Raw genomic sequence first — 18,659 nt, 5'->3', positions numbered from 1 at the left:
TTCGAGGTGCCAGGTTCTGCCGTAAGGACGGCGGTCCCAGGCATGGTGGGCGGTGGCCCGGGGATGGGGGAGCGGTTTGGGGTGCGAGGTGCAGAGTTCTGCGGTGGGGTGGCGCGTCGCGGGCTTGGTGGGCGGTCGCCGGGGAGGGGTGGGGTTGGGGTTGAAGGGCGGGACCGGGCGGGCGATAGCTGCTCAAATGGTGGGGACGAAGGGAGCAAGCGATGCGGAAACCTCACCCCGCCCTTCAGCGCCTGGACGCCTTGGTAGGCGAGTGGGAGGTGTGGGCCTCCATCGGCGACCAGAACGCCGCCGGTGGGCGGACGGTGTTCGAATGGATGGAGGATCGGGCTTTCCTCGTTCAGCGTTCGGACGCGGAGGTGACGGAGGGCACTCCGCCGGAGTGGGTCGCCAATTCGCCGTTCCCCGTCACCTCGATCATGGGTCTCGATGACGCGTCCGAAGAGCTGTCCATGCTCTACGCCGACGGGCGCGGCGTCTTCCGCGTCTACCGGATGACCTTCGACGGCGGCACCTGGCGCATCTGGCGGGAGGCGCCGGGCTTCAACCAGCGCTTCACCGGTGTTCTCAGCGACGACGGTGCCACCATCACCGCCTACTGGGAGCTGTCGCGCGACGGCTCCGCCTGGGAGCACGACTTCGATCTGACCTACAGAAGAGTCGCCTAGACGAGGTGTATCGGCTCGGCATCGAGTCGCGATCCGGGTGATTTGTGATGACATAGTGGGTCGGGTCTGATCGTTATGTCTCGACGGGAGGTCCCGGTGGCGTCCAGATTCGGCCGCTTGCTCATGATGGCCGGTGCGGCCCTGACTCTGGTGGCGGCCACGGCGCCGGCGCAGGCGGAGTCGGCTGGCACGATCACCAAGAGCCCCAACGTCAAGCACGTGGCGAACCTGCCCAAGACAGGTTCTTTCGCGGGCGCTGACGCGTTCAACTCCGATCTGGCCTTCCAGGGGAACTACGCCTTTCAGGGCAACTACAACGGGTTCACGATCTATGACATCAAGGACCCGGTGAAGCCGAAGGTCGTCAGCCGCGTGAGCTGCGCCGGCGCGCAGAACGACGTCTCGGTGCAGGGCGACCTCCTCTTCCTGTCGGTGGACGACCCGCGCGACAGCGACTCCTGCAAGAGCGACTACGGCGTGCCCACGAGCAAGGCGTCGTGGGAAGGCATCAGGATCTTCGACATCAGCGACAAGGCCAGGCCGAAGTACATCAAGGCGGTCGAGACGGCCTGCGGTTCGCACACGCACACGCTGGTGCCCGGCAAGTCGGGTAAGTCGGTCTACCTGTACGTCTCGTCGTACATGCCGGCCGACATCTACGCCGAGTGCAAGCCGCCGCACGACAAGATCTCGATCGTCAAGGTGCCGCTGGACAAGCCGACGGACGCGAAGGTCGTCTCCACGCCCGTCCTCTTCCCCGACGGCGGCAACGAGCAGCAGAACGGCCTGCTGCTGTCCACCAGCGGATGCCATGACATCACCGTCTTCCCCTCCAAGGACCTGGCCGCCGGCGCCTGCATGGGGGACGGCGTGCTCATGGACATCTCCAACCGCGAACACCCCAAGGTGACGGCGACCGTAACCGACGAGAACTTCGCTTTCTGGCACTCGGCGACCTTCAACAACACGGGGACCAAGGTGGTCTTCACCGACGAGCTCGGCGGTGGCATGTCGGCCACCTGCAACGCGCGGGTCGGTGGGCAGCGTGGAGCGAACGCGATCTTCGACATCGTGGACGGGCAGCTGACTCATCAGGCGTACTTCAAGATCCCCCGTCACCAGGAGGCGTCGGAGAACTGCGTCGCGCACAACGGCTCGTTGATCCCGGTCAAGGGCAAGGACATCATGGTGCAGGCGTGGTACCAGGGCGGCGTCTCGATCTGGGACTTCACCGACTCGGCCGCGCCGAAGGAGATCGGGTACTTCGACCGCGGCGCGTTGAAGCCGCGCCGTGCGGGCGGGTCGTGGTCGGCGTACTACTACAACGGGTTCGTCTACAGCAGTGACATTCAGCTGGGGTTCGATGTGCTGCGGATCTCTGACAAGCGGACCGATGCGGCGGCCAAGGTGCGGCTGAAGGCGCTGAACACGCAGACCCAGCTGCCGTTCTGACCCTTGCGGCGCGTCGTCTCACGGGACGGCGCGCCGACGTCGACCGGACCCCTCCAACCGGCCCCTACCGGGACCACGCCAACCGAACCCGCCACCGGGACCTCTCCAATCGGCCCGCCACCGGACCACGCCAACCGAACCCGCCAACCGGATCCCGCCGACCAAACCCATCAACGGAACTCGCTAGTCGAGCACACCAACGGAACCCGGGAATCCACCGCGCTCTCTGGTGCTGGGTGCTGGGGTGCTGGGAGCAGGCTGGCCGGTCCAGGGGGCCCGTAATGCCGGGTGCCGGGAGTGGGTGAGCTGGCTACTGGGGTGGGGCGAAGCCGCCGGGGGTGACGCCAGGCGACGTGGGGTCGGGTGACGGGGGAGCAGGCGGGGTGGGGGCAGGCTGCGCGGGCCCGGGCGTGTATCCGGGCGTGGGGCCGGGCGCGTAACCGGGCGTGTACCCGGGTGTGGGGCCAGACGCCGGTCCTGGAGTGGGGCCGGGGGCGGGCCAGGCGGCAGGGGCGGGAGGTGGGGGTGGGGCGGCCGGGGCATGCGGATGAGAGTACGGCCCGCCGTACGGCACAGGCCGCGGTTGTGGCCCCGCCTGTGGATGACCACCAGCCGCGGGAGCGCCCTGTGGATAACCCAGCCGCGCCTGGTCCCGCCGCCGCCGTTCCGCCAGCACCGCGCTCAGGTAGGCGTGCGGAGGCGTCCCTGGCGGCGGCGGAGGCGTGACATAGGAGGCCACCTGGGTGGCGATCCGCACCCCCATCTCGTGCTGCACAGCGGGCGACAGGTCGTGCCACCGCGTGAGGTACTGCCGGGCCGCCCCCGCCACCTCCCCGGGCAGCTGCGAGAGTTCCAGCGTCCGCGCCCACCCTTCCAGCGCGGGCGGCATCATGACCGGCTGCGACGTCCCGCTCGGCCCTCGCTCGGAGATCACGATCGTCCCCGCGAACGCGTCGCCGAGGCGTTTGCCCCGCTGCGAGACCAGGGAGGCGATGAGCGCGGGCGCCCCGAAGAACATCCAGAACTCCAGTACCCCCGCCAGCCCCCTGAACAGCGCCTGCCGGAACCGCTCCGGACCGCCGTCGTCGCTGACCACCCGCAGCCCGAACACGAGTTTGCCGAGGCTGCGTCCCCGCGTCGCCGTCTCGAAGATGACCGGGTATCCGACCAGCACCAGCACGCTGATGAGGATCGACACCGCGGCGGCGAGGGCGGGGTCGGACACGATGGACGCGGTGAAGATCAGCATCACGGCCCCGATCATCAACACGATCTGCACGATCATGTCGATCACGAGTGCCACGGCCCTGATGGGCGGCTGCGCCACCCTGACCTCCACGACGACCGCGTCGCCGGTTACCACCTCGGACATAAGGGGAGCCTAGTGCCAGAATGTCCCGGTGGACATTGACGCCTTCGTCGCCGCGCACCGCCCCGCGTGGGACCGCCTGGAGCACCTGGTACGGCGGCGCAAGTCGTTGACGGGCGCGGAGGTGGACGAGCTGGTCGAGCTCTACCAGCGGGTGTCGACCCACCTGTCGATCGTGCGCTCGGGCACGCAGGACGCGGTGCTCGTCGGAAGGCTGTCGGCCCTGGTGGCCAGGGCGCGTTCGGCGGTGACGGGCGCGCACGTGCCCGTGTGGCGGGAGTTCGTCAGGTTCTTCACCGTGTCGTTCCCCGTGGTCGCCTACCGGGCCAGGTGGTGGTGGCTGATCACGACGCTGGCGTTCCTCGCCGTCTCGTGGGTCATGGGCGCGTGGGTGGCGGGCGACCCCGCCGTGCAGGCCGCGGTCGGAACGCCCGAGGAGATCAAGCAGCTCGTCGAGCACGACTTCGCCGACTACTACTCGGAGAACCCCGCGGCTTCGTTCGCCAGCCGGGTGTGGATCAACAATGCGTGGGTGTCCATGCAGGTCATCATGCTCGCCATCTTCCTCGGCCTGCCGATCCCGTGGATCCTGTTCCAGAACGCCGCGAACGTGGCGATCTCCGGCGGTCTGATGGCTTCGCGCGACAAGCTCGACGTCTTCTTCGGCCTGATCCTGCCGCACGGCCTGCTGGAGCTGACCGCGGTGTTCCTGGCCTCGGCGGTCGGCATGCGGCTCGGCTGGATGATCGTCGCGCCTGGCCCGCGCCGCAGGATCGACGTGCTGGCAGAGCAGGGCAGGGCGGTGATCAGCGTGGCGGTCGGGCTGGTGGTGGTGTTGTTCGTTTCGGGGCTGATCGAGGCGCTGGTCACGCCTTCGGGCCTGCCGACGTGGGCGCGCGTGGGCATCGGCGTGCTGGCCCTGGTCGCTTTCCTCGTCTATATCGGCTATTTCGGGCGTAAGGCGGAGCGGCAAGGGGAGACCGGTGACCTGGAGCGGGCGCCGGACGTGGTCCCGACGAACTAGAGCCGCCCCGCCGCCTTCAGCGCCAGGTAGGCGTCGGCCAGGGCGGGGGCGAAGTCCTCGGGCAGCGCGTCCACGACCTCGACGCCGTGGCCCCTGAGCCGGGCGGTGATGCGCTTGCGCTCGCCGATGGCGCGCGAGGCCGCCGCCGCGTCGTAGACCAGCTCCGCCGTACCCCTGCCGGAGGCCATCTCGGCGACGCGCGGGTCGGAGACGCCCGCGACCAGCACCAGGTGCTTGGCCGACAGTTGCGGCAGCATCGGCATCAGGCCCTCGTCGAGCGCGGCGGAGTTGAGGTCGGTGAGCACGACCACCAGCGCGCGCCGCCTGGCCCTGGCCAGGATCGAGGCGACCATGCCCGGCGCGTCGGACTCCACCAGCGAGGCCTCGATCGGCGCCATGACGTTCACCAGCGCCGACAGCAGCTCCGTGCGCGAGGCGCCGGCCACCCACGCGCGGACGGCCCTGTCGTAGGCGAGGAAGTCGACCTGGTCGCCGGCCTTGGCGGCCAGGGCGGACAGCAGCAGCGCCGCGTCCATCGACCAGTCGAGCCGCGGCCATCCCGAGCCGAGCCGGCCCGCCGAGGTGCGTCCCGTGTCGAGCACGATCAGCACGCGCCTGTCGCGTTCGGGGCGCCAGGTGCGCACCACGACGTCGTTGCGCCTGGCGGTGGCCCGCCAGTCGATGGAGCGCACGTCGTCGCCGACCACGTACTCACGCAGCGAGTCGAACTCCGTGCCCTGCCCTCTGACGAGCGCGGGATGGCTGCCCTCCAGCTCTCTCAACCGCGCGAGCCGCGACGGCAGGTGCTTGCGCGACAAGAACGGGGGCAGCACCCTGAGCGTCCACGGCACGCTGTGGTTCCCCTGCCGCGCGGCCAGCCCCAGCGGGCCGAGCGCGCGGACGGTCACCGCGACGGACGAGCGGTCCCCGCGGCGGGTGGGCGTCAGCTCGAGGTCGATCCGCCGCTTCTCGCCGGCGGGCACGTCGAGAGGGACCGATCGGGCGGCGAGTCCGGCCGAGGGCTGCCACGCGTCGCGCAGCACGCCGCGCACGCGGCGCGGCCCCGGGTTCTCCACGACGAGCGACACCGTGGCCGTCTGGCCGAGCCGTACCGTCGTGTCGCCCGAGCGGGTGAACCTGAGCGGCCGCACGGACCCCGCGAACAGCAGGTCCACCACGACGGCCGCGGCCAGCAGCAGGCAGCAGGCCGCCACCGCGTAGCCGGGGCCCGGCGCGAGCAGGACCACCACGACGCAGAGCGCCGCGACCAGCCCCGCGCGTCCCGTCAGCGCCATCAGCGGGGAACCGGCACGGCGGCCAGGATGCCGTCGAGCAGGCCGTCGGAGGTCGCGCCCTCCAGCTCCGCCTCGGGCCGCAGCTGGATCCTGTGCCGCAGCGCGGGCCTGGCCAGCGCCTTCACGTCGTCAGGCGTCACATACGTACGGCCGGACAGCCACGCCCACGCCCGCGAGGTCGCCAGGAGCGCGGTCGCGCCACGCGGCGAGACGCCGAGCTGCAGCGAAGGCGACTGCCTGGTGGCCCTGGCCAGGTCGACGATGTAGCCGAGCACCTCGGGCGCCACGTGCACGGCGGCCACGGCCTCGCGCCCTGCCGCCAGGTCGTCGGCGGAGGCGACCGGCTTGACCTGGCTCAGGTCGCGGGGGTCGAAGCCGCGCGCGTGCCGTTCGAGCACCGCGATCTCCTGGTCGCGCGGCGGCAGCGGCACGGTCAGCTTCAGCAGGAACCTGTCGAGCTGCGCCTCGGGCAGCTGGTATGTGCCCTCGTACTCGACGGGGTTCTGCGTCGCGCACACCACGAAGGGGTCGGGCAGGTGCCGTGCGTCGCCCTCGACGCTGACCTGCCGCTCCTCCATCGCCTCCAGCAGCGAGGCCTGCGTCTTCGGCGGCGTGCGGTTGATCTCGTCGGCGAGCAGCAAATTGGTGAAGACCGGGCCCTCGCGGAACTCGAACTCGGCCGTCTTCGCGTCGTAGATCAGCGACCCCGTCACGTCGCCCGGCATCAGGTCGGGGGTGAACTGCACGCGCTTGAAGTCGAGCGACAACGCCGCCGCGAGTGTGCGCACCATCAGCGTCTTGGCGACGCCCGGCACGCCCTCCAGCAGCACGTGCCCCCTGCACAGCAGCGCGATGACCAGCCCCGTCACCACCGCGTCCTGGCCGACCACGGCCTTGGCCACCTCGGCGCGCAGCGCGCCGAGCGCCTCGCGCGCGTCGTCGCCGCGCCCCGCCACGCGGGTGGTCTCCTCAGTGTTCACGAACCAGCCTCTCGATCTCGTCCAAGTATCCAGCCAGGGCCACGAGCTCCGCGTCACCGGCGGGCGGCGGGCCGTACAGGGCCGCTCCGAGCCACCCGGGGTCCTGCCCCGTCCGTACGGCGAGCGCCGCGACCACCTCGTTCGGCCCCGCGCCCGAGCCGAGCCCGAGCCTGGGGACGAGCCGGTCGAGCGCGCCGCCGCGCAGCGCCTCCGCCGCCTGGAGCCTGGCCCTGCGGGCGTTGTAGAGGCGGCCCCTGCCCTCCACGGTCTCCGCCGCTCTGACCACCACGGGCAGCCGTTCGGCCACCACGGGACCCAGGCGTCTGCCCTGCCAGAACGCGGCCACCAGGACCGCGACGGCCGCCATCAGCACCGCCCACGGGATGCTTGGAGGCAGCAGCTCCCCGATGCTCTTGCCGCCGGGACCCGCCACGGGCTCCCCGCCGGGCGGGACGGGCGCGGGCACCAGCCAGGTCACCGCCTTGCGCGTCCCGAGCAGGTGGAGTGCCAGCGCGGCGTTGCCGTCCTCGGCCAGGCGCTGGTTGGTCATGAACTCGCCGCTGCCGACCGCGGTGACCGCGCCCGAGACCATGAGGGAGCCGTCATAGCAGGAGGTGCCGCCCGCCTCGAACCTCAGGACGCCCAGGTAGGCGCTGCCCGCCGTCCTGGCGGCCGGCAGGTCGCAGCCCGGCTCGCGCGAGCGCAGCCGGAGCCCGCGCTCGGCGACGATGTCGGGCGCCAGCACGTCGAAGTACGGCTGCTCGCCCACCACCACCATGTCGCCCGTGATCGCGGCGAGCCGCTCGGCCTCGTCGTAGCCGCCGCTCCACGGCGCCCCGACCAGCAGCAGTCTGTCGCCCTCCCGCGCCAGCGACTCGGCGGCGGCCACCGAGTCCACCCTGTCCACCCGCACGCCCTGCGCCCGAAGCAGCTGCGCCAGCGCCTTCGAGCCGCGCAGTGAGGTGTCGTCGGGGTCGAGGTAGCGTCCGGGCCCGTCGCCGCCCGCGATCAGCACTCCGACCATGGCCGTCACCACGACCAGCAGCCCGACGAGCACGCCCGCCCTGGCCCGCCGCCACAGCCCCGCCGCGGTGGGGGAGGTCGAGACGCTCACAGCGCCACCGGCCTTGCCAGGCGGAGCCGTTCGTCCAGCTCGCGCATCATCGAATAGGTGTCGGAGGTGCCGGGCACGCCGCCGTAGGCGACGTCGTCGAAGGCGCGCGCGGCCGCGGCGAGCTCGTCGGCGAAGGCGGGCAGCGACCTGCCCGCCTCGGCCGCCAGCTCGTCCGCCGTACGGCCCGGCAGGTTGTCGACCAGCGCCCTGTCCTGCAGGTCGCGGGCGATCGCGCGCAGCCGTTCCTGAACGGCCTCGGCCCAGCGTCCCTCGGCCGCGAGCCGTTCGGCGGCCAGCCGGTGCTCGGCGGCGGTCATCGCCCTCCCGCCGAACAGATCGCCTGGATCGGCGGTGTGAGCGCGCGCCGACCTGCGCGACAGCCACACCATCACCCAGACGGCCACCACGACCACCAGGATGAGCAGCAGCGCCGCGAGGACGGCCCCGACGGAGCCGCCGCCGGGCGCCACGTCGGTGAGGTCGCCGAGCCATTGCTGGAACCAGCGCCAGAGCCTGTCCGGCAACGGCTCGTGCGCGTACCCGGCCCTGGCCAGCTCCTCGGCGGCTCTGCGCTGGGCCTCCTCCCGTCCAGGAGGGGTCACGGCCTGCGGGCGTTCGACGGGTGCCAGAGCTCGTCGGCCGAGGCGTGGACCCAGCCCTGACGCTGCTGTTCGAGCGCGGCGGTCTGCAGGACCAGGTCGAAGGCCTCGCTGCGCATCCGCCTGTCGGTGTAGAGCAGGCCCGTCACGCCGGCCTGCAGCGGATAGGTGATCATCGCGCCGAGCGTGGTGCCGATGGCGAACACGACGGCGACCAGGATGGTCGCGCCTGTGGAGCCGCCGCCCAGCACGCTCGCGACACCCGCGATCAACCCGAACGGGAAGCTGAGGACCATGCTGACCAGGTAGGCGAGGAGCATCGTGAGCAGGAGGATGCCGAGCACCCGCCAGAAGTCACCGCTCACCAGCCGCCATGAGCGGCGCAGCGCCTGCACGGGGCCGAGGCCCTCCAGCACCACGACAGGCGCGGCGAAGGAGAACCGGGTGTTGATGAACAGCGCGTAGCCGATGTAGAGGATCAGGAAGAGGGCGCCCAGCCCGACCGCCGCTCCCGCCGACCCGGCCGCGGCGGCCGCGTAGATGATCAGGGCGATCGGGATGGCGGGCGCCAGCATGATGGCCATGATCAGCAGGATCACCCCGAACAGCGCGGGCACCCTCGGCGCGACCAGCCGCCACGCCTCGCCCGCGGTGATCTTCCCGCCGAAGACCGCTCGGCCGAGGATCCTGATGAGCACGCCCGTCAGGATCGTGACGGCGACGAGGCTGACCACCGAGGAGATGATCGTGGGAAGCGTCTGCGAGAGGAAGCCGCCGCCGTCCAGCGCGTCGGCGTTGGCCTGCGGGTCGGACATCACGGCGCCGAGCGAGCTGAACGCCAGCGCCTGACCGATCGAGACGGGGACGGACGCGATGGCTGCCACGATCGCCGACAGGCCGAGCACGGACTTGGGATTCGACCTGATCAGCTTGATCGTGCCGTCGTAGATGTCGCCGAGGCCGAGCGGGCGCAGGGGAATGATCCCCGGACGTAGCGCGGGCGGCGGCGCGTAGCCGTAACCTTGGTGACCGTAGGGCGGTGGTGGCGGGGGAGCCGGTTGCTGCCAGGCGGACGGGGCCGGGCCACTGTAGGGGGATCCGGGGGCCTGGTAAGGCGGGGGCTGCTCAGCCGACCAGCCGGGCGGGGTCTCGTGACCGTCTGACATACACCAATCCTGGCATGATGGGCGACTCATTGGTGTAGTCGGTGTTCGGGGATGGCCGAAACGTGCCCTTGTCTTGCAGACTGAGATTACGGGGGTTACCAGGGCGTCTAAAATTCGTCTTTCGATGGTCTGATGGTTATGCCATCAGCCAGGCAAGGGTAACCTTCAGCAACCATGCGGGTATGTCCCACAATGCGTAGAACGAATGAGGGGCCATGAAAGGTCGCGTGCTGGTCGTCGACGACGACGCCGCTCTCGCCGAGATGCTCGGCATCGTACTGCGGGGAGAAGGCTTCGAACCGTCCTTCGTATCCGACGGCGACAAGGCCCTCGACGCGTTCCGGGATACGCGCCCGGATCTGGTTCTGCTCGACTTGATGCTGCCGGGGGCGGACGGCATCGACGTGGCGCGCAGGATCAGGGCCGAGTCGGGGGTCCCGATCGTCATGCTCACCGCCAAGAGCGACACCATCGACGTCGTCCTCGGCCTCGAGTCGGGCGCCGACGACTACATCGTCAAGCCGTTCAAGCCGAAGGAGCTCGTGGCCAGGGTGCGCGCGCGGCTGCGCCGTACCGACGAGCCGACGCCCGAGATCCTGCAGATCGGCGACATCACCATCGACGTGGCGGGCCACTCCGTCAAGCGCGGCGAGGAGACCATCAACCTCACCCCGCTGGAGTTCGACCTGCTCGTCGCGCTGGCCCGCAAGCCGCGCCAGGTCTTCACCCGAGAGGTGCTGCTCGAGCAGGTATGGGGCTACCGGCACGCGGCCGACACCCGCCTGGTCAACGTGCACGTCCAGCGCCTGCGCGCCAAGATCGAGAAGGACCCTGAGCACCCCGAGATCGTGGTGACGGTCCGCGGCGTGGGCTACAAAGCCGGTCCTGCCTGACCACCCCTCCTCTCATGTCTCCGTCGAAGAGCAGGATCCGTCGCAGGACGCTTCGCCAGATTCTGGGCGGCGTCCGGCGGCGGGCACGGCGTGCGGCGGGCATGGTCCGGCGCACGTGGCGGCGTTCGCTCCAGCTCCAGGTCATCACCAGCACGCTGGTGATCTCGGTGACCGTGGTGGCGGTGCTCGGTGTCTTCCTGATCCAGGAGATCAACACCTCCGTCGTCAACGGCCGCAAGCTGTCGGCGGCCAACGAGGCAACCGCCGACAGGGTGGCCATCACGGCCGCGCTCAACGCCGAGCCCACCGAGCCGGCCAAGCAGGGGGAAGGCGGCCCCGCCGTCGCCGAGGACCCGCTCGACGTCGCTGTCAACAGCATCATCGGCACCGACGAGTACGGCTGGCGCAAGCGCTACCAGCTGCTCGTGCTCAACAGGACCAAGCCGGGGCAGTCGCGCGCCACCGGCAGTGTCCTGCCCGCCGACGTCCCCCTCGACCTGCGTAAGCGGCTGGAGGCCAAGCGCGACAAGCAGGTGCTCAACGACCCCCTGCAGGTCGTCTCCCGGCTGACGTTCTCCGCCAGCGGCGAGACCCAGCTCACGCTGGTCGTGGGCGCCTTCATCGACGACGGCTACGAGATCTACCACTTCTTCCCGCTCACCGACGAGGAGTCGCTGCTCTCCATCGTCAGGCAGGTGGTCGTGGTCGTGGGCATCGGCCTGGTCCTGCTGCTCGGCGCCATCGCGTCCCTGGTCACGCGCCAGGTCGTGACCCCTGTGCGGCTGGCCCGCCAGGCCGCCGAACGCCTCGCCTCGGGGCGGCTCGACGAGCGGCTGAAAGTGCGCGGGGAGGACGACCTGGCCCGCCTGGCCGCCTCCTTCAACGAGATGGCCGCCAACCTGGCGCTCAAGATCCACCAGCTGGAGGAGCTGTCGCAGGTGCAGCGGCAGTTCGTCTCCGACGTCTCGCACGAGCTGCGCACCCCGCTGACGACCGTGCGCATGGCCGCCGACCTGCTCTACGACGCGCGCGAGGACTTCGAGCCGATGGCCGCGCGCTCGGCCGAGCTCATGCAGGCGCAGCTGGAGCGGTTCGAGTCGATGCTCGCCGACCTGCTGGAGATCAGCCGCTACGACGCGGGCGCGGCCACGCTCGACCTCGACTCCACCGACGTGCGCGACGTGGTGCTGCGCGCCGTGGCCGATTCCGAGGCGCTGGCCGAACGGCACGGCACCCGCTTCGAGCTGCGTCTGCCCAGCGAGCCTTGCATGGCCGAGATCGACAGCCGCAGGGTCGAGCGGATCCTGCGCAACCTGCTGTTCAACGCGATCGAGCACGGCGAGGGGCGCGAGATCGTGGTCTCGGTGGGCGCCGACCGCGATTCGGCGGCGGTGGCCGTACGGGACCACGGGGTGGGTCTGAAACCCGGCGAGGAGCAGATGGTCTTCGACCGCTTCTGGCGGGCGGACCCCTCGCGGGCGCGCACCATCGGCGGCACCGGGCTCGGGCTCGCCATCTCGCGCGAGGACGCCATCCTGCACGGGGGATGGCTGCAGGCATGGGGTTCTCAGGGAGAGGGGTCGCAGTTCAGGCTCACGCTGCCCCGCACGGCGGGGGCCGAGCTGAAGGGGTCGCCGCTCTCGCTCGTGCCGCCGGAGGTGGAAATGAGGCGGACATGGCGCGGGCACATCACACCGGTTCTCTCACCGGTGGCGGGGGAGGGGGTTTTCCATGCGGAGTAGGAGGATCCTTCTTTCCGTGATGGCGGCGAGCGTCGTGTGCGGCAGCTCCGCCTGCTCGGTCATCTCGGTGGGCGGGCCGCCCGAGCAGGTCAGGCAGGGCGACGCCGCCGACTCGCTGAGCAAGCCGTTCCAGCGCATGGTCGCCACGGAACCCCAGCCCGACTGGGACGCCGTCAGGACCGTGCGGGGCATGCAGGCAGCGATGGCCAGCTTCGACGACGTCGAGCAGAAGATCCTGCGCGCCTACCTCACGCCCGAGGCCAAGCGCGCATGGAAGCCGGGCGACTCGGTGATCGTGGTCGAGGACAACCCCACCTACCGGCCGGTGGGCGACGACATCGTCCAGCTGGAGGCCGTGCAGATCGCGCTCATCCACGGCGACGGCTGGTACGAGCCCAAGAGACAGAAGCTGACCCTCCAGTTCATGGTGGCCAAGACCCCGCAGGGCTATCGGGTCTCCAGTCTGCGCAACGGGCTGATGCTGCTCACCGCGGCGGACGTGCGCAGGGCCTACGAGCCCGCCGACATCTACTTCCTGGGCGGCTCGGGCTCCCAGGACAACCCGGCCGCTCTCCCCGTCGTCGACCATGTGTGGCTGCCGATCAACCCCACCAGGTCGCTGGCGGAGACGATCGTCGACAGGCTGCTCGAAGGGCCGAGCGAATCGCTGCGCGGCGCCGTGTCCACCGCGTTCGAGGGCATCAGCCTCGACAGGATCGAGACGGACGAGGAGACGGTCGTCGTCTACCTGGAAGGGCGGTTCAAGCAGGACCCCCTGCCCGTCGTGACGCTGACGAGGCAGCTGCAGTGGAGCCTGCGCGAGGTGACCAAGGGCAGGACCATCGAGGTGCGGCTGAACGGCGAGGCCTTCTACGAGGGCACGGCGCCGCTGACCATCGCCCCCAGGGACAGCGACGCGTGGCCGCGCTCGCCGCTGAGCAAGGTCTACTTCGTCCAGAACGGCCAGCTGATGTGGCTCGGCCCGACCGGCGAGGGAGTCGCGTTCCCCGGCCCCGTCGGCCAGCTGGGCGACACGTACAAGGAGCCGGCGATCAGCGGCATCCCCGGGCCCGCCAAGGGCGACCCCACCGAGTACGTGGCCGCGCTCAAGAGCGACGGGCGCAGCATCTGGACCAACAGGCTGTCGTCCGAGAGCCAGTGGCAGGAGGCGATCAAGGGCGCCGACCTGACCCCGCCGGCCTGGAACTGGAACGGCACGCTGTGGACGGTCGACAGGATCGACGACCACACCTCCTACGTGCTGCGCTACGACATGTCGAACCTCGAACAGCCGGTGACGCGCGTCGACGCGCCCGAGCTCAAAGGCAAGAGGGTCATGGCGTTCAAGGTGGCGCGCGACGGCACCCGCGTGGCGGCGATCGTGGCGGAGGGGGGAGCGGTGTCCGTCATGGTGGGAGTGATCGCGGGGGACAGGCTCGACCACTTCCAGACGTTGCTGACGGAAGGGAAGGACGAGGAGATCAAAGACCTGGCCTGGAAGGACTCCGAGCACCTGATCGCGCTGGTGAGCAACAGTTCGGGAAGCACGCCCAACGAGATCGACATCAGCAACGGGCAGGTCAGACAGCTTTTCGGCGACAAGCGGATCACCTCGATCTCGGCCCTGAACGACCGCCTGGTCGCGGGAACCGACGAGGGCAGCGGCGGCAAGGTGCTCGAGCTGGCGCAGGACAAGTGGGCCGACACCAAGGTCCAATCCGGCACCTCGTCCCCCACCTTCCCCCTCGACTGACCCCGGCCCGCCTTCCCCACAGCCTCCCGAGGGCCGGGGTTCTGTCGGTGGCGCCCGGCACGCTGGTCCCCGTGCTCGACCTCCTCCTGCCCACCCGCTGCGTCGGCTGCGCCACCCGGGGCGGCCTCCTGTGCGACGCGTGCCTGGTCGTCACCCCCGCCGTCCGCATGCCCCACCCCGCCCCCGAAGGCCTGCCGATCTGCTGGTCGGCGACCCTCTACGAGGGCGCGGCCCGCCAGGCGGTCCTCCACTACAAGGAGCGCGGCCGTACGGCTCTGGCCACGCCCTTGGCCCACGCCCTCGCCTTAACCATCGCCACGGCCGTCCCTGTGGGCGGGCTCGCCGTCGTCCCCGTGCCCAGCGCGAGGCGTGCCGTACGGGCCAGAGGTCACGACCCGGTGGGCCGCATGGCCGCGCTGGCCGTACGACATCTGGTGAAGCTGGGCCGCCAGGTAACTCTCCGCGCAGACCTCCGCCAGAGCAGGAGGGTCGCCGACCAAGCGGGCCTCAGCGCCGCTCGGAGGGCCGCCAACCTCGCCTCCTCCCTGAGAGTCGTCCAGGTAGGTAAAGCGGGCCTGAGCGGCCGCTCAGGCCCGCCCGTGGTCCTCGTGGACGATGTCGTCACCACCGGCGCGACCCTTGCGGAGGCGGCCAGAGCGGTGGATGAGGCGGGAGCGAAAGTGGTCGCGGCTGTGACCTTCGCGGCGACACGCCGACGTGTTCGAACGGCTTTCGATCACGGAGGGTAAAGAGAATGCCAAGCCGGCAGGCTCGCCGGTTCGCCACATGTCTCTTCCTCGTTCCCTGCTCATCGCTCTAGAGAGGCAGGTCCAAAGGTGTATTCAGTCGCCAAAGCGGGCATCTCCCATCCCTTGAGGGCTCGGAGAAAATCACGGAAAGTGATCTTTTGGGCGATCCCCAGGCTGACATTCGGTCGGGATGCAGATAGCGTTCTGACATGGCACCCGTTCGGGTCCGTGGTTGCGCAGAGCCGGGAGTCCCGGCTCCGCTAGCCGATGCCAGCCGCAGGCGAAACGGTCCACGTAAGGCGACTCTTTGTCGACTGATCACGGTGCGGCTTAGAGGTAAGTCCTGCCTTCCCGGGGGTCCAGATGTCCCCCGTCAAGAGGAGAAGGGCAGTAGTGGCACAGAGCTGCGAACCCCTCAGCAGGCGAATGTGGGGTCGAAGACCAGGTCGGCCGAGCGGGTGCCACTGGAGCCGCTGGTACTGATGTGTCGAAAGAGGGTAACGGTGAAGCAAGACCAGGCCCGACGGGCACATCGTCGGGCGCTCTGTCTCAGTCGTTAGACGAAGGGGGGCTGTTGCATGGACATCATCGTCAAGGGCCGGCACACAGGAGTGAGTGATCGGTTCCGAGACCACGTGACGACCAAGCTGGCCAGGATCGAACGTCTGGACAACAAGCTCATCCGAGTCGATGTGGAGGTGTCGAAGGAACGCAACCCCCGCCTCGCCGATCAACGCGAGCGTGTCGAGCTGACCATCCACTCCCGAGGACCGGCCATCCGCGCCGAGGCCTCAGCCGACGACCGATTCGCCGCCCTCGACATAGCCCTCGACAAACTCGAAGGCCGCCTGCGGCGCATCGCAGACCGGCGCAAGGTGCATCACGGCAACCACGCGACCCCTTCCGTGGCTGAGCTGACAGCCGCACTCGCCGACGTCTACGACACGATGCCCGAGGCCGCCGTCGTGCCCGCGCAATCGGAGCCCGAGGAAGACTTCCTGCCCGACGACAAGGTCTACGACGACATCGTCCCCATCGAGATGGACGGCGACGGGCCCTGCGTGGTCAGGGAGAAGTTCCACGAAGCCGAGCCCATGACCATCGACCAGGCCCTCCTCGAGATGGAACTGGTCGGCCACGACTTCTACCTGTTCCGTGACAAGGAGAGCGGTCAGCCGAGCGTGGTCTACAGTCGGCGCGGCTACCACTACGGCGTGTTGCGGCTAGTCGAGTCCTGATTCACGCCAACGAAGATCCTCTCGACCACCCCAGGACCGCAAAAGCCTGGCATCATGGCGGTTCAACGGCTCTGGCCCCCCACGAGGAGGAGACGTGAGCGAGCGCGGCGAGCGAGTCGAGGCGGAGCGCCCCGGCCACGTGAGCGAGCGAGCCATCAGGCAGATGCGGTCCGCTGAGGAGGCCGCATGAGCGACCCGATCCGCGTGATGATCGTTGACGATCACGAGCTGATCAGGCGCAGCCTCGTGCTGGCCTTGGCCGCCGAGGACGACATCGAGGTGGTCGGCGAGGCCAGCGACGGTCAGGAGGCGGTCGAACTCGCCGATCGTCTCCTGCCCGACGTGGTGCTGATGGACGTCCGCATGCCCCGCCAAGGCGGCATCGAGGCGACGGGCAGCATCAAGGCATCCGTCCCCAGCACGCGGATCATCATGCTGACGGTCAGCGACGAGGAGGAGGACCTCTTCGAGGCCATCAAGGCGGGCGCGACCGGCTACCTGCTCAAGGACGTCCAAATAGACGAGGTGCCCGACGCGGTGCGCGGGGTGCACGAGGGGCAGTCCCTCATCAACCCCGCCATGGCGGCCAAGCTCATCACCGAGTTCGCCAACATGAGCCGCAAGGAGGCCGAACGGCCGCCGCAGCTGCCGGTTCCCCGGCTGACCGACCGGGAGATGGAGGTGCTGCGGCTGGTGGCCAAGGGGATGAACAACCGTGAGATCGCCAAGCAGCTGTTCATCTCGGAGAACACGGTGAAGAACCACGTGCGCAACATCCTGGACAAGCTACAGCTGCACTCCAGGATGGAAGCGGTGGTCTACGCCGTTCGCGAACGCATGCTGGAGATCACCTGAGGCCTGGCCCTCCCTCGCTGAGAGGGAGGGCCAGGGCTCAGCGGTGGTCGGACAGGTCCAGAGGGAGGGCGTCGAGGAGCGGCACGGTGTGGGCCTCCGAGGTGACCCGTTCCACCCGCACGTCGGTGCACCCCACCCAATCGGCCGCCGACCAGAGCGCCTCCCGCACGCCCGCCACGTCGGCGGGCCGCACCCTGGACGACTCGAACGACACGTGCCTGGCCACGAACGTCTGCCCCTCGCGCGACGGATCGACCCGCGCGATCAGCTTGCCGCCCGAAAGCACCGGCATCGTGAAGTAGCCGTGGACCCGCTTGACCTTGGGGACGTAGATCTCCAGCGTGTAGTCGAACCCGAACACCCGCGACGTGCGCCCTCGGTGCCAGATGAGCGAGTCGAACGGCGAGACCAGCGTGGTGCGGTGCCGGCCGCGCGGCTCGGACTCGAGCGCCTCGGGGGCGGCCCACGCGTTCGCCGCCTGCTTGGCCGACGGCCAGCCCGCCACCTTCACGGGCACCAGTCCGGCCGCGCCACTGGCCAGCGCCTGGTCGAGCAGGGCGGCATAGGGGCCCTTGACCCTGAGGAAGTCGACCAGGTCGCCACGTGTCGCCACGCCGAGGGCCGAGCCCGCGACGCGCGCCAGCCGTACGACGCACTCCTCGTCGGTGAGCTCCTGGCCGAGCAGGTCGGCGGGGACGGCGCGCTCGGCCAGGTCGTAGACCCTGCGCCAGCCGACGCGCCTGGTGCAGACGAGCTCGCCGATGTCGAGCAGCCACTCGAGCGCGATCTTCGAGTCGGACCAGTCCCACCACTCGGCGCTCTTCTTGGCGCCGCCGATGTCGGAGGTGGTGACGGGGCCGCTGTCGCGCACCTGGTCGAGCACCTTCTCATAGTCGGCGGGGACCTCGTGCCAGCGCTGGTTCCGCTCCCGGTAGGCGCGGCGGCGGAAGCCGTACAGGGGCCAGTGCTCGATCGGGAGGATGCAGGCGGCGTGACACCAGTACTCGAAGCTGCGGGCGGGGTTGTGCCAGTAGGCACTCTCGACGGCGGCTCTGCCGACGGCGCCCAGCCTGCCGTAGGCGACCAGCTCGTGGGAGCGGGCCAGGACGGAGATGGTGTCGAGCTGGACGGCGCCCAGCCTGCGCAGCATCCCCTGCACGCCGCCGCGCCTGCCGTCGGCGCCCATGAAGCCCTGGGCGCGCAGGATCAGGCGGCGCGCCTCGTCGGCGCTCAGCTCGGTCATGTCGTGGATTCGGTGGTACGGCATGGCATGCCGCGATCGTAACGGCGCCCACCGACAGAAAAACGGCCGGGAAAAGACGATGGCGGGCGAAGGGGCGACGACTCGCCCGGACGCCCGCCATGCGCGGAGTCGGTCAGCGATGATCCTCGGCACGCATGCCGATGCGGGGCGCGTCGATGACGACGTCGGAGAAGATGTCGAAGACCAGGGCGAGGATCGCGCCCAGGACGAAGATTCCGACACCGACCCATACGGTCGTCCAGCTGGCCATCGTCAGACCGACGCCACCCACGGTGAACCCGGCCAGCATGATGCTGACCGCCAGCCACGACGACGCGCGCCCGCCGTGGTTGCCAAGGTTGTGACCATCTGCCATGGCCTATCCCTCCTGAAGATATTTCCCGCCGAGCCATGTCAATGGTGCGAGATCAAACCAGATCGGCATACGCTCTGCCGAAAGACCATTCTCCCAGACGGGTGTAGCGGCCTCCTAGTCGCGGT

General features: G+C 69.9%; 17 protein-coding genes. 9 read left to right on the top strand and 8 right to left on the bottom strand.

Annotated features, from left to right (window positions below; genetic code table 11):
- Positions 1-221: 221 nt before the first annotated feature.
- Positions 222-686 carry a hypothetical protein gene (locus tag AB0B45_RS29855; protein ID WP_358137149.1) on the top strand — a complete coding sequence of 155 codons (465 nt, stop codon included), beginning with the start codon at positions 222-224 and terminating at the stop codon, positions 684-686.
- 126 nt (positions 687-812) lie between these two features.
- Positions 813-2,138, top strand: a complete 1,326-nt coding sequence (locus AB0B45_RS29850) for a hypothetical protein (RefSeq protein WP_358137303.1) — start codon at positions 813-815, stop codon at positions 2,136-2,138.
- 310 nt (positions 2,139-2,448) lie between these two features.
- Here the strand turns inward: AB0B45_RS29850 and AB0B45_RS29845 are convergent, their stop codons facing one another.
- On the bottom strand, positions 2,449-3,510 hold the full coding sequence (locus AB0B45_RS29845; protein WP_358137147.1) for an RDD family protein: 1,062 nt from the start codon (positions 3,508-3,510) through the stop codon (positions 2,449-2,451).
- 28 nt (positions 3,511-3,538) lie between these two features.
- Between AB0B45_RS29845 and AB0B45_RS29840 the strand changes: the two genes are divergently transcribed.
- On the top strand, positions 3,539-4,531 hold the full coding sequence (locus AB0B45_RS29840) for a stage II sporulation protein M (protein ID WP_358137144.1): 993 nt from the start codon (positions 3,539-3,541) through the stop codon (positions 4,529-4,531).
- On the opposite strand, the gene AB0B45_RS29835 is transcribed toward AB0B45_RS29840, so the two are convergent.
- Genes AB0B45_RS29835 through AB0B45_RS29815 form a run of 5 tightly spaced genes read right to left on the bottom strand, consistent with a single transcriptional unit; the run spans position 4,528 to position 9,685 of the window.
- Positions 4,528-5,826, bottom strand: a complete 1,299-nt coding sequence (locus tag AB0B45_RS29835) for a DUF58 domain-containing protein (RefSeq protein ID WP_358137141.1) — start codon at positions 5,824-5,826, stop codon at positions 4,528-4,530. The genes AB0B45_RS29840 and AB0B45_RS29835 overlap by 4 nt on opposite strands.
- Positions 5,826-6,806 (bottom strand): MoxR family ATPase, encoded by a 981-nt coding sequence (locus AB0B45_RS29830; protein WP_358137138.1) that lies wholly within the window; start codon positions 6,804-6,806, stop codon positions 5,826-5,828. Before AB0B45_RS29830 ends, AB0B45_RS29835 begins: the two co-directional genes overlap by 1 nt.
- Positions 6,796-7,920: a DUF4350 domain-containing protein gene (locus AB0B45_RS29825; protein ID WP_358137136.1), complete on the bottom strand. Its 1,125-nt coding sequence runs from the start codon at positions 7,918-7,920 to the stop codon at positions 6,796-6,798. The genes AB0B45_RS29830 and AB0B45_RS29825 overlap by 11 nt, the downstream gene beginning before the upstream one ends.
- Positions 7,917-8,522 carry a DUF4129 domain-containing protein gene (locus tag AB0B45_RS29820; RefSeq protein WP_358137133.1) on the bottom strand — a complete coding sequence of 202 codons (606 nt, stop codon included), beginning with the start codon at positions 8,520-8,522 and terminating at the stop codon, positions 7,917-7,919. The genes AB0B45_RS29825 and AB0B45_RS29820 overlap by 4 nt, the downstream gene beginning before the upstream one ends.
- Positions 8,519-9,685, bottom strand: coding sequence for a glycerophosphoryl diester phosphodiesterase membrane domain-containing protein (locus AB0B45_RS29815; protein ID WP_358137130.1), 1,167 nt, complete (start codon positions 9,683-9,685; stop codon positions 8,519-8,521). Before AB0B45_RS29815 ends, AB0B45_RS29820 begins: the two co-directional genes overlap by 4 nt.
- 215 nt (positions 9,686-9,900) lie before the next feature.
- Here AB0B45_RS29815 and mtrA point away from each other — a divergent pair, with 215 nt between their 5' ends.
- The 6 genes from mtrA to AB0B45_RS29785 all read left to right on the top strand — a co-directional run bounded on the left by mtrA (position 9,901) and on the right by AB0B45_RS29785 (position 16,915).
- Positions 9,901-10,578 carry an MtrAB system response regulator MtrA gene (mtrA, locus tag AB0B45_RS29810; protein WP_043620615.1) on the top strand — a complete coding sequence of 226 codons (678 nt, stop codon included), beginning with the start codon at positions 9,901-9,903 and terminating at the stop codon, positions 10,576-10,578.
- Between the two features lie 14 nt (positions 10,579-10,592).
- On the top strand, positions 10,593-12,320 hold the full coding sequence (gene mtrB / locus AB0B45_RS29805; RefSeq protein WP_358137127.1) for an MtrAB system histidine kinase MtrB: 1,728 nt from the start codon (positions 10,593-10,595) through the stop codon (positions 12,318-12,320).
- Between the two features lie 19 nt (positions 12,321-12,339).
- Positions 12,340-14,073 (top strand): LpqB family beta-propeller domain-containing protein, encoded by a 1,734-nt coding sequence (locus AB0B45_RS29800; protein ID WP_358137300.1) that lies wholly within the window; start codon positions 12,340-12,342, stop codon positions 14,071-14,073.
- A gap of 71 nt (positions 14,074-14,144) precedes the next feature.
- Positions 14,145-14,822 (top strand): phosphoribosyltransferase family protein, encoded by a 678-nt coding sequence (locus tag AB0B45_RS29795; RefSeq protein ID WP_358137124.1) that lies wholly within the window; start codon positions 14,145-14,147, stop codon positions 14,820-14,822.
- Between the two features lie 578 nt (positions 14,823-15,400).
- A complete protein-coding gene (gene raiA / locus AB0B45_RS29790) occupies positions 15,401-16,060 on the top strand; it encodes a ribosome-associated translation inhibitor RaiA (protein ID WP_358137121.1) in 660 nt (219 codons plus the stop codon).
- A 186-nt stretch (positions 16,061-16,246) separates the two neighbouring features.
- Entirely contained in the window at positions 16,247-16,915 is a 669-nt protein-coding gene (locus AB0B45_RS29785) for a response regulator transcription factor (RefSeq protein ID WP_358137118.1), read from the top strand.
- A 37-nt stretch (positions 16,916-16,952) separates the two neighbouring features.
- Here AB0B45_RS29785 and AB0B45_RS29780 read toward each other — a convergent pair whose 3' ends face one another.
- Together AB0B45_RS29780 and AB0B45_RS29775 are read right to left on the bottom strand one after the other, a co-directional pair.
- Complete coding sequence (locus AB0B45_RS29780; protein ID WP_358137115.1) at positions 16,953-18,158, bottom strand: crosslink repair DNA glycosylase YcaQ family protein; 1,206 nt, start codon at positions 18,156-18,158, stop codon at positions 16,953-16,955.
- Between the two features lie 133 nt (positions 18,159-18,291).
- Positions 18,292-18,534 carry an HGxxPAAW family protein gene (locus AB0B45_RS29775; RefSeq protein WP_358137114.1) on the bottom strand — a complete coding sequence of 81 codons (243 nt, stop codon included), beginning with the start codon at positions 18,532-18,534 and terminating at the stop codon, positions 18,292-18,294.
- Between the last annotated feature and the right edge of the window lie 125 nt (positions 18,535-18,659).

This window comes from Nonomuraea sp. NPDC049152 (assembly GCF_040648355.1).
Taxonomy (GTDB): Bacteria; Actinomycetota; Actinomycetes; order Streptosporangiales; family Streptosporangiaceae; genus Nonomuraea.
Note: the sequence above shows the minus strand (reverse complement) of the source record. Positions and strands in the feature narration are given on the sequence as shown.